The 16,110-nt window shown below is 62.4% G+C and carries 16 protein-coding genes; 5 read left to right on the top strand and 11 right to left on the bottom strand.

Features of this window, described 5'->3' with window-relative positions:
* Nucleotides 1–210: 210 nt before the first annotated feature.
* The gene (gene recA, locus NKH06_RS05015; protein WP_023810321.1) at nucleotides 211–1,311 is read right to left on the bottom strand and encodes a recombinase RecA; all 1,101 of its coding nucleotides are present in this window, start codon (nucleotides 1,309–1,311) and stop codon (nucleotides 211–213) included.
* Between the two features lie 280 nt (nucleotides 1,312–1,591).
* Here recA and NKH06_RS05010 point away from each other — a divergent pair, with 280 nt between their 5' ends.
* Together NKH06_RS05010 and NKH06_RS05005 are read left to right on the top strand one after the other, a co-directional pair.
* Nucleotides 1,592–2,536, top strand: coding sequence for a carbohydrate kinase family protein (locus NKH06_RS05010; RefSeq protein ID WP_128303269.1), 945 nt, complete (start codon nucleotides 1,592–1,594; stop codon nucleotides 2,534–2,536).
* A 75-nt stretch (nucleotides 2,537–2,611) separates the two neighbouring features.
* Nucleotides 2,612–3,529 carry a pseudouridine-5'-phosphate glycosidase gene (locus NKH06_RS05005; RefSeq protein ID WP_128303268.1) on the top strand — a complete coding sequence of 306 codons (918 nt, stop codon included), beginning with the start codon at nucleotides 2,612–2,614 and terminating at the stop codon, nucleotides 3,527–3,529.
* Between the two features lie 205 nt (nucleotides 3,530–3,734).
* Here the strand turns inward: NKH06_RS05005 and NKH06_RS05000 are convergent, their stop codons facing one another.
* Nucleotides 3,735–4,058 (bottom strand): TfoX/Sxy family protein, encoded by a 324-nt coding sequence (locus NKH06_RS05000; RefSeq protein WP_128303267.1) that lies wholly within the window; start codon nucleotides 4,056–4,058, stop codon nucleotides 3,735–3,737.
* A 91-nt stretch (nucleotides 4,059–4,149) separates the two neighbouring features.
* On the opposite strand from NKH06_RS05000, the gene NKH06_RS04995 reads away from it, so the two are divergent.
* Nucleotides 4,150–4,647 carry a GFA family protein gene (locus tag NKH06_RS04995; RefSeq protein ID WP_128303266.1) on the top strand — a complete coding sequence of 166 codons (498 nt, stop codon included), beginning with the start codon at nucleotides 4,150–4,152 and terminating at the stop codon, nucleotides 4,645–4,647.
* Nucleotides 4,648–4,900: 253 nt separating this feature from the next.
* Here NKH06_RS04995 and sufA read toward each other — a convergent pair whose 3' ends face one another.
* The 7 genes from sufA to NKH06_RS04960 form a co-directional block, all read right to left on the bottom strand.
* Nucleotides 4,901–5,281, bottom strand: a complete 381-nt coding sequence (gene sufA / locus NKH06_RS04990; protein WP_023810316.1) for a Fe-S cluster assembly scaffold SufA — start codon at nucleotides 5,279–5,281, stop codon at nucleotides 4,901–4,903.
* A 103-nt stretch (nucleotides 5,282–5,384) separates the two neighbouring features.
* Nucleotides 5,385–5,777 (bottom strand): SUF system Fe-S cluster assembly protein, encoded by a 393-nt coding sequence (locus NKH06_RS04985; protein WP_023810315.1) that lies wholly within the window; start codon nucleotides 5,775–5,777, stop codon nucleotides 5,385–5,387.
* 21 nt (nucleotides 5,778–5,798) lie between these two features.
* Entirely contained in the window at nucleotides 5,799–7,043 is a 1,245-nt protein-coding gene (locus NKH06_RS04980) for a cysteine desulfurase (protein WP_352440141.1), read from the bottom strand.
* 4 nt (nucleotides 7,044–7,047) lie between these two features.
* Entirely contained in the window at nucleotides 7,048–8,316 is a 1,269-nt protein-coding gene (gene sufD, locus NKH06_RS04975; protein WP_352892421.1) for a Fe-S cluster assembly protein SufD, read from the bottom strand.
* Between the two features lie 19 nt (nucleotides 8,317–8,335).
* Nucleotides 8,336–9,091, bottom strand: coding sequence for a Fe-S cluster assembly ATPase SufC (gene sufC, locus NKH06_RS04970; protein WP_128303263.1), 756 nt, complete (start codon nucleotides 9,089–9,091; stop codon nucleotides 8,336–8,338).
* A 27-nt stretch (nucleotides 9,092–9,118) separates the two neighbouring features.
* Nucleotides 9,119–10,636 carry a Fe-S cluster assembly protein SufB gene (sufB, locus tag NKH06_RS04965; protein ID WP_127319478.1) on the bottom strand — a complete coding sequence of 506 codons (1,518 nt, stop codon included), beginning with the start codon at nucleotides 10,634–10,636 and terminating at the stop codon, nucleotides 9,119–9,121.
* 186 nt (nucleotides 10,637–10,822) lie between these two features.
* A complete protein-coding gene (locus NKH06_RS04960) occupies nucleotides 10,823–11,986 on the bottom strand; it encodes a cysteine desulfurase family protein (protein WP_128303262.1) in 1,164 nt (387 codons plus the stop codon).
* Between the two features lie 236 nt (nucleotides 11,987–12,222).
* Here NKH06_RS04960 and NKH06_RS04955 point away from each other — a divergent pair, with 236 nt between their 5' ends.
* Together NKH06_RS04955 and NKH06_RS04950 are read left to right on the top strand one after the other, a co-directional pair.
* Nucleotides 12,223–12,897, top strand: coding sequence for an alpha/beta hydrolase (locus NKH06_RS04955; protein ID WP_023669128.1), 675 nt, complete (start codon nucleotides 12,223–12,225; stop codon nucleotides 12,895–12,897).
* A gap of 21 nt (nucleotides 12,898–12,918) precedes the next feature.
* Entirely contained in the window at nucleotides 12,919–13,569 is a 651-nt protein-coding gene (locus NKH06_RS04950; protein WP_352440138.1) for an FMN-binding negative transcriptional regulator, read from the top strand.
* Between the two features lie 11 nt (nucleotides 13,570–13,580).
* On the opposite strand, the gene NKH06_RS04945 is transcribed toward NKH06_RS04950, so the two are convergent.
* Both NKH06_RS04945 and NKH06_RS04940 read right to left on the bottom strand, forming a co-directional pair.
* Nucleotides 13,581–14,411: a phosphatase PAP2 family protein gene (locus tag NKH06_RS04945; protein ID WP_352892416.1), complete on the bottom strand. Its 831-nt coding sequence runs from the start codon at nucleotides 14,409–14,411 to the stop codon at nucleotides 13,581–13,583.
* A gap of 45 nt (nucleotides 14,412–14,456) precedes the next feature.
* Nucleotides 14,457–16,100, bottom strand: a complete 1,644-nt coding sequence (locus NKH06_RS04940; RefSeq protein WP_352773101.1) for an ArnT family glycosyltransferase — start codon at nucleotides 16,098–16,100, stop codon at nucleotides 14,457–14,459.
* Nucleotides 16,101–16,110 lie beyond the last annotated feature (10 nt).

The raw sequence follows: 16,110 nt of genomic DNA, 5'->3' as shown, positions 1-16,110 counted from the left end.
CCGCGCCTCACCCTGTCCAGAAACACGGAATTGGTCCAATCCACGGCCTTTGCGGCCATTCGAACCGGGCCTGTTTTCGCCGCCAAACGCAAAACCGCCGGCACTGGGCCGGCGGTTTCGAAACGCAATAACGCGGAACTCAATTACATAAGCCTGAGATAATAGAACGCGATTATGGCCGAACTCCGGCCGGCATCGCGCACGAAGCTGTTACATGGCGCCGGATTCTTCCTCGAAACCGTCGTCTTCGCCGCGCTCAGGGCCGCCATTCTCGAGGAATTTCTCGGCGATCAGCCCGGCATTCTGCCTGATCGACAACTCGATCTCGCGTGCCGTGTCGGGATTGTCACGCAGGAACAGCTTGGCATTTTCGCGGCCCTGGCCGAGACGCTGCGAATTATAAGAAAACCAGGCGCCAGACTTCTCGACAATACCGGCCTTGACCCCGAGATCGACCAGTTCGCCGGTTTTGGACACGCCCTCACCAAACATGATGTCGAATTCGACCACCTTGAAGGGCGGCGCCAGCTTGTTCTTGACCACCTTGACGCGGGTCTGGTTGCCGACAACCTCGTCGCGGTCCTTGATCGAGCCGATGCGGCGGATGTCAAGACGCACCGAAGCGTAGAATTTCAGCGCGTTGCCGCCCGTCGTGGTCTCGGGCGAACCAAACATGACGCCGATCTTCATGCGGATCTGGTTGATGAAGATGACCATGGTGTTGGAGCGCGAGATCGACGCGGTCAGCTTGCGCAGCGCCTGGCTCATCAAGCGGGCCTGCAGGCCGGGCAGCGAATCGCCCATCTCACCTTCAATTTCGGCGCGTGGCGTCAGCGCCGCGACCGAATCGACCACCAGCACGTCGATGGCGCCGGAGCGCACCAGCGTGTCGCAGATTTCCAGCGCCTGCTCACCGGTGTCGGGCTGCGAGATCAGGAGGTTTTCGAGATCAACGCCAAGCTTGCGGGCATAGACCGGATCGAGCGCATGCTCGGCATCGACGAAGGCGCAGATGCCGCCCTTCTTCTGGGCTTCCGCAACGGTGTGCAGCGCCAACGTCGTCTTGCCCGAGCTTTCCGGCCCGTAGATCTCGATGATGCGGCCGCGCGGCAAGCCACCAACACCAAGCGCGATGTCTAGGCCAAGCGAGCCGGTCGGCACCGTTTCGATCTCGACGACCTGATCGTTGGCGCCGAGCCGCATGATCGAGCCCTTGCCGAAAGCCCGCTCGATCTGCGACAGCGCCGCATCCAGAGCCTTTGATTTGTCCACTGCCTTGTCCTCTACCAGCCGCAAAGAATTCTGAGCCATGATACATCACCCCTTGGTCGTCAATGAAGGCCGGACAATCCGTAATCCCTGCCTATTTGTACCTTTTTTGTTCTCATTTGGCAAGAGGGGTCAAATATCTGAAAAACAAACAATATCCGGATTTGTTCTTTTTTTGTCCAAGGATTCGATCAGGGATGCACCACACGTTGGGCCAGACGGCTCGGTTGTTTCGATCTGCCGAATCGCCGCCTTGCATGCGAAGCTCCGTTGCACAGCCTAGCGCTTGTGCGGCTGGAATAACAAAGGTCATATCGCCGGCATGCTGAAATCCGCGAAAATACTGGCCGTAGGCGGCGCCCATATCGACCGGCGCGGCCAGGTGTCCGGCGCTTACGTGCCGGCTGCCTCCAATCCCGGCACGATGCGCGAGGATGTCGGCGGCGGGGTCTTCAACGCTTTGCGCAGTGCGGTGCGGCGCGGCGTCTCCGCGTCGCTCATATCGGTTCGCGGCGGCGATGCCGCTGCCGACACCGTTTCGCGAGCCATTGCCGAGGCAGGCATTACCGACCTGTCGGCGGTCTTCCTCGACCGCACGACACCGAGCTACACGGCGCTGATCGACAGCGAAGGCGAGCTGATCGTCGGCTTTGCCGACATGGCGCTCTATGATTTGGCGTTTCCCAAGCAGATCAGGCGCTCCAAGGTGCGGGAGGTGATCGCTGCCGCCGATGCGATCCTGTGCGACGCCAACCTGCCCTCTTCGGCGCTGGAACGGCTGGTCGCGCTCGCCACGGGCAAGCCGGTTTTCGCCATTGCAATTTCGCCTGCCAAGGTAACGCGGCTGATACCGGTGCTGAAGGAGCTCTCGCTCGTCTTCATGAACCGGCGCGAGGCCATGGTGCTGGCCGGCGTCGCCGCGACTGCCACGGAGCGCGAGGTCGTCGACGGGTTGCGATGCAGCGGCCTCGTCAGCGGCGTGGTGACGGCGGGCAGCGAGCCCATGCTGGGCTTCGATGAAGCCGGCGCCTTCTCGATCCTGCCGCCGCCGCCAAGAAAGGTCGCTGACGTCACCGGGGCCGGCGATGCCCTGGCGGGCGCAACGGTCGCTGCTTTGCTGCGCGGACTGCCCCTGCGGTCAGCACTGCGCGAAGGCATTGCCGGGGCGACGCTTGCCATCGAAAGCGCCAACGCCGTTCCGGAGTTCACCGCGGCTGATTTCACTGAGGCATTGGCTCTTGTGCCGGATGCCAGGGAAGTGGCATGAGACCGGCAAATTCATAGTGCCACGATGTTGCCTGATGTCCCGACGGACGCGCTGCATTCCGGATTGGAGACCCTGATGACCCCTGAGACCGCCCGCCCCTTCATCGACATCCACGCGCCGGTGGCGCAGGCCCTGGCTGCCGGGCGGCCGGTGGTGGCGCTGGAAAGCACCATCATCACCCATGGCATGCCCTACCCCGACAATGGCGCCATGGCGGCCGATGTCGAAAAGATCATCACCGACGGCGGCGCCGTGCCGGCGACCATCGCCGTGGTTGGCGGCCGCATAAAGATCGGGCTTTCGGACGGCGAGCGCGAATCGCTGGCGATGACGGGCGACGCCATGAAACTGTCGCGCGCCGATCTCGGTTTTGCCGTGGCGCAAGGGCGCACCGGTGGCACCACGGTCGCCGCCACGATGATCGCGGCGCATATGGTCGGCATAAAAGTGTTCGCCACCGGCGGCATCGGCGGCGTGCACAAGGGCGCCGAAAAGAGTTTTGACATTTCCGCCGATCTCGACGAGCTGGCGCGCACCCCGGTCATCGTCGTCTCGGCCGGCGCCAAGGCGATCCTCGACATCGAAAAGACGCTGGAGGTGCTGGAAACACGCGGCGTGCCGGTGATCGGCCATGGCTGCGAGACGATGCCAGCCTTCTGGTCGCGACATTCGCCATTCCGCGCGCCGCTGACCTTGCACGAGCCGGAAGAGATCGCGCATTTCTACCAGACGAGGGCAGCGCTGGGGCTCGCCGGCGGCATGCTGATTGCCAATCCGGTGCCGGAAAACCATGAAATCCCGGCTGAGGAGATGGCGGGCTATATCGACGCCGCGCAGAAGGCCGCAGAAGCGCTCAACGTGACCGGCAAGGCGGTGACACCGTTCTTGCTGTCGAAAATCCTCGAACTGACCGGCGGCCGGAGCCTCAAGACCAACATCGCGCTGGTGGAAAACAACGCGCGGCTGGCGGCACGGATTGCGAAGGCGTTGTAGGCCAACGTCGGCGGGACAGCACCCCCCTCTGTCCTGCCGGACATCTCCCCCGCAAGGGGGGAGATCGAATGTCGTCAACGCCTCTGCCAATCTTCAACGTTGAAAAAAGCAGGCAGACGGTGAAACCGCCAATCTCCCCCCTTGCGGGGGAGATGGCCGGCAGGCCAGAGGGGGGTGGTGTCCCTCGACCGTCCCAAGGCTGGCATCACTTCCCCGCCCGCCGTCCAGCCGCATACGCCCGCCGTACCCAGGCCGCCATCTCGTCGGGATCATCGAAAGCGCTGTCGGGAACGCCCCAGTAGGGCATGGCGACCAGCTTGCCGTGGCGCGAGCCGGTATAGGTCCATTGCGTGCAGCCGGCGGCCTCGAACTCGGGCGCGCTTTGCTCGTCGGCCTTCAGCATCAACTCACCGCGCAGCACGATGGCGACGATGACACCGTCGAAATAGATGCCCTTGCCGCCGAACAGTTTGCGGATGCTGACAGGGCCGAGGCCCTCGAACAGTTCGGCGATGCGTTCATTGTCCATGCCGCGATCATGTCACCGGCGTTTGGCCTTGTCATCGCCGCAACCAAAATCATGCTGACAGGTTGTGTGAGGTCGATCGGAGTTTCCCGCCATGCCCGTCCTGCTCAAAGGGTCCTGCCGCTGCAATGCCGTGCGTTTCGAGGTGGAGAGCCACACGCCGGCGCCATTCATGCTGTGCTACTGCTCGATCTGCCGCAAGCAGCAGGGCGGCGGCGGGTTTGCCATCAATCTCGGTGCGGACAACGAAACACTGAACATCAGGGGCAAGCGCAGCCTCGGCGTCTTTCGGGCGGAGATCGAGGATGACGAGCATCCGCATTGCGAAATCTCGAGCGGCGAGCGCAATTTCTGCAAGAAATGCGGGGCGGCCCTTTGGCTCTACGACCCGACATGGCCGGAACTGGTGCATCCCTTCGCCTCGGCGGTCGACAGCGATTTACCCATTCCGCCAAGCAAGGTGCACCTGATGCTGAAATACAAGGCGAACTGGGTGGAGCCGGAGGTTGGCAAGCATGACAAGGTCTTCGACGTCTATCCCGAGGAATCGATCGTCGACTGGCACAAGCGGACGGGCATGTGGGTGGATTAGCGTCCTTCACCTCGTTTACGGCGGGGCGATTGCATATGGGTTTTTACGAAGAGGACCCCCACCCTAACCCTCCCCACAAGGGGGAGGGAACGCTGCCGCGCGCCATCCTTTTGGCGTCGAAACCTCGGGGATTTGCGGAATCAGCGCCTACCGAGTCTCCCTCCCCCTTGTGGGGAGGGATTAAGGGTGGGGGTATTCGTAGAGCGCAAGCCAGTCATATGCGATCACCCCTGCCGCTTACGGGGCTGGAAGATCAGGCCGAGGCGCGTGCTTCTGCCAGCGCCTTGAGGTCCGCCGGCTTCAACTCGACGGACTCACCGCAGCCGCAGGCCGAACTCTGATTCGGATTGCGGAATGTGAAGCCGGTGCGAAGCGTCGTCTGCTCGAAATCCATCTCGGTGCCGAACAGGAATAGCGCTGCCTCGGGCGCCACATAGACATGCGCGCCATCGCGCTCGATATGGTCGTCCTTGGTGTTGGGCTCGGTCACCAGATCGACCGTATATTCCATGCCGGCGCAGCCGCCCTTCTTGATGCCGAGGCGGATGCCGTGCGCGTTGTCGCGGGTGGCGACGATCTCGCGCACCCGGTCGGCGGCCTTTTCGGTCATCGTGATGACGGCGAAGCGTCCCATTCTTTTTCCTTCCATTCCATGCAGGTTCAAGGCCTGCCGAATGATTCCTCACCTAAAATGGTGAAGTTTTATCCCTGGCGCAAGTGCACCAGCCTCTGTCGGGCTAGTACCAACCCACCGCCACCTGCGCCTCTTCCGACATGCGGTCGGCCGACCATGGCGGGTCGAAAGTCATGTTGACCTCGACGCCGGACACGCCTTCGACGGCGCCGACGGCATTCTCCACCCAGCCGGGCATTTCGCCGGCGACCGGGCAGCCCGGAGCGGTCAGCGTCATGTCGATCTTGACCGAGCGATTGTCCTCGATGTCGATCTTGTAGATCAGGCCGAGCTCGTAGATATCGGCTGGGATTTCCGGATCGTAGACGGTCTTCAGCGCCGAGACGATGTCGTCGGTCAGCCGCGCCAGCTCGTCGGCTGGAATGGCCGATCCCGAAACCAGCGCATTGGGCGCGGTTTCCGGAATGGTCTCGGCAGCGATGCTTGCATCATCCATGGTCGTCACCCAAAAAAATCATCATCCGAAGAATTTGCGCGCTTTTTCGAGCGCCTCGGCCAAAGCGTCGACTTCGGCCCTGGTATTATACATGCCGAACGATGCCCTGCATGTGGAGGTTACGCCGAACCGTTTCAACAGCGGCTGGGCGCAATGGGTGCCGGCGCGGACAGCAACGCCCTGCCTGTCGATCACCATCGACACGTCATGCGCATGAATGCCTTGCAGTTCAAACGAGATGATGGCGCCCTTGCCAGGCGCATCGCCGAAGATGCGCAGCGAATTGATGGCGCGCAGCCGCTCATGCGCGTAATTCTTGAGATCTTCCTCATGCGCGGCGATGCGCTCGCGGCCGATTTTTTCCATATAGTCGAGCGCAGCACCCAGCCCGATCGCCTGGACGATCGGCGGCGTGCCGGCTTCGAAACGGTGGGGCGGCTCGTTGTAGGTGACGATGTCTTCCGTCACCTCCTCGATCATCTCGCCGCCGCCCATGAAGGGCCGCATGCCAGCGAGAATGTCCTTCTTGCCGTAGAGCACGCCGATGCCCGAGGGGCCGTAGACCTTGTGGCCGGTGAAGACGAAGAAGTCGCAGTCGAGATCCTGCACATCGATCGGCATATGCACGGCGCTCTGGCTGCCGTCGACCAGCACGGGAATTCCACGCGAATGCGCAATGCGCACGATCTCCTTGATCGGCGTCACCGTGCCCAGCGCATTCGACATCTGCGTGATGGCGATCAGCTTGGTGCGATCGGTCAACCGCTTCTCGAATTCCTCGATGTGGAAGACGCCGAGATCGTCGACCGGCACCCAAACGAGTTTCGCGCCCTGCCGCTCGCGGATGAAATGCCAGGGAACGATGTTAGAGTGGTGCTCCATGATCGACAGCACGATCTCGTCGCCCTCGCCGATGTTGGGCATGCCATAGCCATAGGCGACGGTATTGATGGCCGACGTCGTGTTCGAGGTGAAGACGATGTTGTCGGTGCTCGGCGCATTGAGGAAACGGCGCACCGTTTCCCGCGCCTTTTCATATGCGTCGGTCGCCGCATTGGAGAGGAAGTGCAGGCCGCGATGGACGTTGGCATATTCCTGAGAATAGGCGTGCTGGATGGCGTCGAGCACCGCCTGCGGCTTCTGTGCCGAGGCGCCATTGTCGAGATAGACCAGCGGCTTGCCATAGACTTCCCGCGACAGGATCGGGAAATCGCGGCGGATCGCTTCGACGTCGTAGAAATCTCCGATCTTGCCTGGAGCGTTCATCAGGTCACCCGTGTGCCACGAACCAGTCGTCGAGCCGCGCTTCCAGCGCCTCGACGATCGCCTCGTCGTCCAGTTCCTCGATCACCTCCGCGACGAAGGCCTTCACGAGCAACCCCCGCGCGCTTTTCTCGTCGACGCCGCGCGCCATCAGGTAGAACAGATGGTCGTGGTCTATTTCGGTGACCGTCGCGCCGTGGCCGCAAATCACGTCGTCGGCGAAGATTTCAAGCTCCGGCTTGGTCGAGAACTCGCCATCGTCCGACAAAAGCAGCGTGTTGCAGGCCATCTTGGCGTTGGTCTTCTGCGCATATTGATGGACGTTGATGCGGCCCTGGAACACACCGCGCGCCTTGCCCGTCACCACATTGCGGATCACTTCCGTAGAGGTCGTGTGCGGCACGGCGTGGTCGAGCACCATTGTCACGTCGGTGTGGGTGTCGCCGGCCAGCAGGTTGATGCCGCGAAGCTTGAAATCGGCGCCTTCGCCAGTCGTCCTGACCATGATCTCCTGGCGCACGAGCTTGCCGCCGGCGTTCATGACGAACAGCGTCAGTTTCGCATTCTTGCCGATATGGGCCTTGAACTGCGCCAGATGCGTCGCCGTTTCCGGCTGCTCCTGGACGACCAGCCACGTTACCTCGGCGCCCTCGTCGAGCACGATCTGACTTACCGAGCTGCTCAAGGCAGCGCCATCACCCGTCTGCCGTTCGACGATGACGGCCTTGGCGCTGGCGCCGACGCGCACGGGCAGGCGCACATGCGTCTGGCCGCCAGCCTGCAGGTTCTGCAGTTCGATCGGCTTTTCCAGCTTCGTCCCATCGGCAATATCGATGAAATAACCATCGGCAACGAAAGCCGTGTTCAGCGCGCCGATGGCATCGTCGCTGCCATAGGGATCGAGCCCCGGTGCGATGCTGCCGTCGATCAGCTTTTCCGAAAGGCGCTGGAAGGTGACGCCTTCAAGGACAGGCACCTTGGCGTCGGACTTGCCGTTCAGGATCGACACCACGGCGGAACCTTCGACGATCGGTGCGATGGCTTTAGCCATGGCGGCCGGGTCGAAGTCCGGCACGGTATTCAGCAACCGGCGCAGGTCGGTATAGTGCCAGGATTCGACGCGCCGCGTCGGCAGACCGTGCTTGATCGTCTCGATGGCGTCGTCGCGCTTCAGCATCACCGCGCCGTCGCCCGGCAGCAGCGACAATCGGTCGCCGAACGCGTCGATCAACGCTGTCTCGGCCGGTGTCCGCTGCGGTTGTGCGTGCATATTCATCAAACTGCCCTCTGGCATCTCACGCTGCTTCGCCGATCACGCCGGCATAGCCATTGGCTTCCAAATCGAGCGCCAGCGACTTGTCGCCTGACTTGATGACCTGGCCCTTGTAGAGCACGTGCACGGTGTCGGGCACGATGTGCTCAAGCAGGCGCTGGTAGTGGGTGATGACCAGGAACGCCCGGTCCGGCGCCCGCAGCGCGTTGACGCCGTCGGACACGATCTTCAGCGCATCGATGTCGAGGCCGGAATCGGTCTCGTCGAGCACGCACAATTTCGGCTCCAGCAGCTTCATCTGCAGGATCTCGGCGCGCTTCTTCTCGCCGCCGGAGAAGCCGACATTGAGCGGCCGCTTGAGCATCGCCATGTCCATGCTGAGCGAGGCGGCGGCTTCCTTCACCCGCTTGAGGAATTCCGGGATCTTCAGCGGCTCCTCGCCACGTGCCTTGCGCTGCTCGTTCATCGCCACTTTCAGGAATTCCATGGTCGCGACGCCCGGTATCTCCATCGGATACTGGAAGGCGAGGAAGATGCCTGACGTGGCGCGCTCGGCCGGATCCATTTCGAGGATCGACTGGCCGTTGTAGAGGATGTCGCCTTCGGTCACTTCATAGTCCTCGCGGCCGGCGAGGATGTAGGACAGCGTCGATTTTCCCGAGCCGTTCGGCCCCATGATCGCGGCGACCTGGCCGGCTTTCACCGTCAGGTTCAAGCCGCGGATGATCTCGGTGCCGTCATCGACGATGCGGGCGTGCAGGTTTCTGATTTCAAGCATTTTTTCGTTTCCTGAATATATATCCGGTCAGCCGACCGAGCCCTCAAGGCTAATCCCGATCAGCTTCTGCGCTTCGACCGCGAATTCCATCGGCAGTTGCTGGATGACATCCTTGACGAAGCCGTTGACGATCAGCGCGATCGCTTCCTCTTCCGGGATGCCGCGCTGCATGACGTAGAATTTCTGGTCCTCGGAAATCTTCGACGTCGTCGCCTCGTGCTCGAACTGCGCCGTCGAATTCTTGGCTTCCATGTAAGGCACGGTGTGCGCGCCGCACTGGTCGCCGATCAGCAGACTGTCGCAGTTGGTGAAATTGCGGGCGTTGGTCGCTTTGCGATGCGCCGAGACCTGGCCGCGATAGGTGTTCTGCGAGAAGCCGGCGGCGATGCCCTTGGAGATGATGCGGCTCGACGTGTTCTTGCCGAGATGGATCATCTTGGTGCCGCTGTCGACCTGCTGATAGCCGTTCGACACGGCGATCGAATAGAACTCGCCTTGGGAATCGTCGCCACGCAGGATGCAGCTCGGATATTTCCAGGTAATGGCGGAGCCGGTCTCGACCTGCGTCCACGAAATCTTGGAACGGTCGCCGCGGCAGTCGCCGCGCTTGGTGACGAAATTGTAGATGCCGCCCTTGCCTTCGGCGTCGCCGGGATACCAGTTCTGCACCGTCGAATATTTGATCTCGGCATCGTCGAGCGCCACCAGTTCGACAACGGCGGCATGCAGCTGGTTCTCGTCGCGCTGCGGCGCCGTGCAGCCTTCGAGATAGGAGACGTAAGCCCCCTCCTCGGCGATGATCAGCGTGCGTTCGAACTGGCCGGTGTTCTTCTCGTTCATGCGGAAATAGGTCGACAGTTCCATCGGGCAGCGCACGCCCTTGGGCACGAACACGAAGGAGCCGTCGGTGAACACGGCCGAATTCAGCGTCGCGTAGTAATTGTCGGACGTCGGCACGACCGAACCGAGATATTTCTTCACCAGCTCCGGATGCTCGCGAATGGCTTCCGAGATCGAGCAGAAGATGACGCCGGCCTGCGCCAACTCCTTCTTGAAGGTGGTGACGACGGAGACGGAATCGAACACGGCGTCGACGGCGACGCGGCCTGATTTATAGACATTGTCGCTGACTTCCTCGAGCTCGGAGGCGTCGGTCTTCTGCACGCCGGCGAGGATTTCCTGCTCCCGCAGCGGAATCCCCAGCTTCTCGTAGACCTTCAGCAGCTCGGGATCGACATCGCTGAGCGAGGTCGGGCCGGGCGTGCTCTTCGGCGCCGCGTAGAAGTAGATGTCCTGGAAATCGATCTTCGGATAGTGGACGCGCGCCCAGGTCGGCTCGTCAAGCGTCAGCCAGCGGCGATACGCTTCCAGACGCCATTCCAGCATCCAGGACGGCTCGTCCTTCTTGGCCGAAATGAAACGGATGATGTCTTCGCTGAGGCCCTTGGGGGCCTTGTCCATCGCGATTTCGGTCTGGAATCCGTATTTGTATTGGTCGACGTCGATCTTTCGGACCCGATCGATCGTGTCCTGCACAGCAGGCATATGCGTTCTCCATCCACGCCGGGGTCAAGGCCCGACAGTTTTCAAACTATGGCACCGCCAAAACCGAACCCCAAGAGGTGCTCGCGGCAGCGTAAGTTTAATATAGTGCGCTTCGACCGGGAATTCACCCGGCCAGCATGAAACGCACGGCTCTACCAGGCCGAAAGGCCCAAATTCGTCCAACCGCTACGCGGCCCGTTCTCTATCCGCCCTACGGGCGGCAATACCCGCAAGCGCGGTGCGGAAAAGCTCAACGTCTTCCGCGCCGGTCGCCGGTCCGATGGACACCCGCAAGGCGCCGAGACTGTCGCCGTATCCCATGGCTTTCAGCACATGGCTCGGTCCGACCTTGCCAGACGAACAGGCAGAGCCGGCCGACAGCGCTACACCGGCCAGATCGAAGGCGATCTGCGCGGTTTCGGCTTTGACGCCCGCAATAGCGAAGAATGCCGTATTGGCAAGCCTTGGCGCACCGGTTCCGAAGATTTCCGCGTCCGGCACCAGCGTTTTCACGATGGCTTCGATCTCGTCGCGGCGCCGGCGTACCGCATCCATGCTTTGTAGTCCGGCAAGCGCCTCGCGGGCGGCCGCGCCAAAACCTGATATGGCGGCGAGGTTTTCAGTGCCGCCGCGATGGCCCTTTTCCTGGCCGCCGCCATTGATCAACGGCTTCGGCATCATCAAATCCGAAGCCGCGACGATGGCGCCGACACCTTTGGGACCACCGATCTTGTGCGAGGACAGAATCAGATAATCGGCGTAACCCGCTGATAGCTCGATCGAAATGCGCCCCGCGGCCTGTACGGCGTCGACAATGAGGATACCGCCCGCCGTCTTGACGATTTCGGCGATGCGATCGATCGGCTGGATGACGCCGGTTTCGTTGTTGGCGGCATGGATAGCGACCAGCGGCAGGCCTTCGCTCTTGTCATGACCGCCGAGCACCGATGCCAAGGCGCCGAGATCGGCGATGCCGTTGGCGTCGACACCGATCCGGGTAACCTGCGCTGCCGGGAAGTGTCCGCCATTCAACAGGCAGGGATGATCGGCCTCGGACACGTAAAGCCGGCTCATGCGCACGGTGCCGCGCCCCATCCGCCAGTCTGGTGACAGCAGCGTCGAGGCGGCTTCCGTGGCACCGGAGGTGAACACGATATGCTCCGCCTTGGCGTTGACGAGCGCCGCCACGTCACGCCTGGCGCTCTCGATCAGGCGGCGGGCCGCACGCCCCTCGGCGTGAACCGATGACGGATTGGCGGCGACGTCAAGCGCCGCGACCATAGCCTCGCGGGCCGCGGCAAGCAGCGGCGCACTGGCATTATAATCGAGATAGGCGCGTTTTGCGGCCATTTTCGTCCGTCAAGTCCCGTCAGAAGCCATTCCGATGTCGTATGGCGTTATTTCCTTGAAATTCCAAGGCGAGCCGTCCTATTTACGCGGCTTGCGGCGCGGGTGGCCGGGCTCGATGTCTTGCCACCCAGTTTTGAACAATTCTAAACTAGCTTCTAAGAAGACGCTCGCCCTGCGTCAAGGCCAGAGGAAACGTTCCAGGCACCGCGCGTTCGTATTACCAAGTGGAGTATTTTATGCCTGAGGTCATTTTCACCGGTCCTGCCGGCCGCCTGGAGGGTCGCTATCAGCCTTCCAAGGAAAAAAGCGCGCCGATTGCCATCGTCCTGCACCCGCATCCGCAATTCGGCGGCACGATGAACAACAAGATCGTCTACGACCTCTTCTACATGTTCCAGAAGCGGGATTTCACCACGCTGCGCTTCAATTTCCGCGGCATCGGCCGCAGCCAGGGCGAGTTCGACCACGGCACCGGCGAGTTGTCGGATGCCGCCGCGGCGCTGGATTGGGTGCAGTCGCTGCATCCGGATTCCAAGAGTTGCTGGGTCGCCGGCTACTCCTTCGGCTCCTGGATCGGCATGCAGCTTCTGATGCGCCGGCCGGAAATCGAAGGCTTCATCTCGATCGCGCCGCAGCCCAACACCTATGATTTCTCGTTCCTGGCGCCCTGCCCGTCATCGGGCCTGATCATCCATGGCGATGCCGACAAGGTGGCGCCGCCGAAGGATGTGCAGGGCCTGGTCGACAAGCTGCACACGCAGAAGGGCATCACCATCACGCAAAAGACGTTGCCCGGCGCCAACCATTTCTTCGCCAACGATGCCGACCTGCTGCTCGAGGAATGCGCCGACTATCTCGACCGCCGGCTGGCCGGCGAATTGTCGGATCCGCGTCCGAAGCGGCTGAGATAAACAAGAAAAGAACGGACGGCGATGTACGAGCCTCCTCATTTCAGGGAAACGCGGCCGGAAATCCTGCACGGGCTGATCCGGACGCATCCGCTGGGCCTGTTGATTTCCAACGGGTCCGATGGGCCGGTCGCCAACGCTGTCCCGTTCCTGCTCGACGCGGAAATCGGGCCTAACGGCAGGCTGCGCGCCCATCTGGCGCGGGCCAACCCGCAATGGCGCCTGCTGGCCGACAATCCGGCTTCACCGGTATTGATCGTCTTCCAGGGCAGCGATGCCTATGTGACGCCGTCCTGGTACGAGACCAAGCGCGAGACCGGCAAGGTGGTGCCGACCTGGAATTATGCCATCGTGCAGGTTCGCGGCACAGTCAAGGTGATGGATGACCAGGACTGGCTGGCGCAGCAGATCGCCGATCTGACGGCGTCGCAGGAAGGCGCTCGCCAAGCGCCCTGGGCAGTGACCGACGCGCCGGAGCCGTTCATCCAGTCGCAGATCAAAGGCATTATCGGGCTGGAAATCGAGATCAGCGAAATCCACGGCAAGTGGAAGGTCAGCCAGAACCGGCCGGTCGCCGATCGCGTCGGCGTTGCACAGGGGCTGGAAAGCGAAGACCACCAGTCGCCCGGCATGGCCGGCCTGGTCAGATCCTATGGCGGGCTGGACGGCAACTGAACTTCGAATGCTCAGGAAGCGTTCCTTCTCCGCCCAATCAGCCGAAACGTTGTCTTGCGGACCGGCAGTCCCGAAGGCATCGGCCGGAAGATGAAGCCGAGCCGGGCAAAGACCAGCCCGCAGGCCAGCGCGAAACCGCAGCCAAGGCCGAAGCCGGCGACGGTGTCGCTGGGATAGTGCGCGCCAACGAAGATACGGGTCGAGGCGATGCAGGCAGTGATCGCCAGGGCGATGTACCAGCGCCGCGGAAACAACAGCAAAGCGACCCCGAACACCGCGCCCATCGTCGTACCATGGCCGGATGGAAAGCCGGCGAAGCGCGCATCGAAAGCGAAGGGGTGCAGGGTAAGCACGCCAAAGTCCTCGTAATAGAGCGGGCGAGCCCGGCCAATCGCATATTTCAGCACATTGACGGCGATTCCCGACAGGCCGGTGGCGCACAGCACCAGAAAAGCCAGGCAGGTCCAGTTGTAGAGGAGCATCAGCGAGCGCCGGGAGAGGCTTCGCCAATCCGTCAGGTTCGCGGCGACAAGCAGAAGCGCCGACGGAATGAGATACCAGCCACCCAGGCCGAACTGGGTGAAAAAGTCGGCAGTCCGGGCAAATCCCGCCGACCACTTGCCGTGAAGCATTCCGGCCGGAGTGTCGAGACGAACAAACGCTGCCGCCGTCAGCAAAATCCAGACCAGCACCCAGACCGACCACAAAACGTTCGGGTATCTGGCCGGACGGGTGGCAAGGCGGCTTTTGGCGATCTGCATCGTATCGCGAAAATTGTCGAGCGACCGGCGCCCTACCCCAAGGAGCAGGCTCGAAACGGGCGGGCGTGATTTCACCAGCATAGGAAATTCGACCCCATTGTTGCCGTCATGGGCATCGGCGAGCCGTCACTGGGTTACACGATAGAGGCCGAGCGACAGCTTGTCTCCCGATGAATAGTTGAGGCCGTCGACCTCGGCAACGCGGTTCGCCGACTTGCCTTGCGCCGCCAGCAGCCCATTCAGTTTCTGCTCGTCGCCGACCTGCGCCAGCGCCAGGGCGCAGGCAGGATCGCCGAGCAGATGCTTGGCGACGCCATCGACATCGGTCAGGACGGTCTTGGTGCCGACCAGGAACACCAGGCTCGGCTCGTGATATTCCGCCGAAGCGAGCACCGTGGTGTCGCAAGGCCTGTTGGCCTGGAACGCCGCCTCGATCGCCGGGCTCAGCCAGATCGGCTTCAGCGAAGGCGCGATGACGCCGAACAACAGCCCATAGGTGATGCCCGCGCAAGCCGCGACGGCGCCGATGCGAGGAAGCGGAACCTGCAACTCCCGCGAGAAGGCAAGGTAGCCCGCCCCCAGTGCTGCCGCGGCGGCCGGAATGCTCCACCAGGAGAAGGCGCCGGTGAGATAGATCGGCGCTCCGACGCAGACCGCCGCCAGGCCAAGGCTGACCACGGCAAGACCGAATGCGGTCGACCACCACAACCAATCCTGCCAGCGCCTGAGCGGCGCATTCGCCTCCTGCGGCGGCAAGGTCAGCAGCCAGCCGATCAGCAGCGCCATGCCGGGATAGGCCGGCAGGACATAGTGCGGCAGCTTGGTCGGGATCAGCTCGAACACCAGCCAGAACGGAATGTACCAGGCGAGGCAGAAACGTAACCGGGGATCGTCGCGCAGACGGTTGAGGGCCTGCAGCCCGGCGCCGACCGCGATCAGACCGAACGGCCACATGAACAAGGAATAGGTCAGCATGTAGAAGCCCGGCGGCAGGCCGTGCGATTCCTCACCCGAGGCGACCTTGGCCATCATGTCCTTGCCGACGGCATCACTGAGGAAGGCGCCGCCGCTCTTCCAGGTGATGAGGGCGACCCAGGGCAGCACGATGAGCAGCACCAGGGCGACACCGCGCACGAGCTTCAGCTTCAGGAGCCAGCGCCAGTCGCGCTCGAAGGCAAACAGGGCGGCGACCGTCAGCACCGACAGGAGCGGAGCCACCGGCCCCTTGATAAGGATTCCCAGGCCTTGAGCCGCCCAGAAGATCCACGGCAAATGGGCGGCCACCGGTTCGTTGCGGCGCGATGCCAGATAAATCTGGGCGAGCGCGCCTTGCGCCGCCACGCAGCAGGCCAGCAGCATGGCGTCGGTCTTGGCGTCACGGCCCTCGAAGGCTGTGGCGAAGATAGCCGCCATCATCAGGCCGGCGGCGAGACCGGCATTGGCCCCGAACAGCTTGGTGCCTGTCCAGGCAATGCCGACGACGGCCAAGGCAATGCCAAGCATGGAGACCAGGCGGTAGACCCAGATCGGCGCCGCCGCCCCCTCGCCGCTCAGCGCCACGGCCGCCGATTGCAGCCAGTAGATGCCGATCGGCTTCTTGTAGCGCGAGGCATCCTGAAAACGGATGTCGACATAGTCGGAGGTTTCGACCATCTGCTTGGTGGCCTGGACAAAACGGGATTCGTCCCGGTCGACGGGTGGAAGGCTCGCCAGTCCACTGAAAGTCATCAGCACGCTGAACAGAAAGAGAAAAAGATAGTTCCTGTTCATCGCGGAGCTT

Source organism: Mesorhizobium sp. M1342 (assembly GCF_040317955.1).
Classification (GTDB): domain Bacteria; phylum Pseudomonadota; class Alphaproteobacteria; order Rhizobiales; family Rhizobiaceae; genus Mesorhizobium.
Note: the sequence above shows the minus strand (reverse complement) of the source record. Positions and strands in the feature narration are given on the sequence as shown.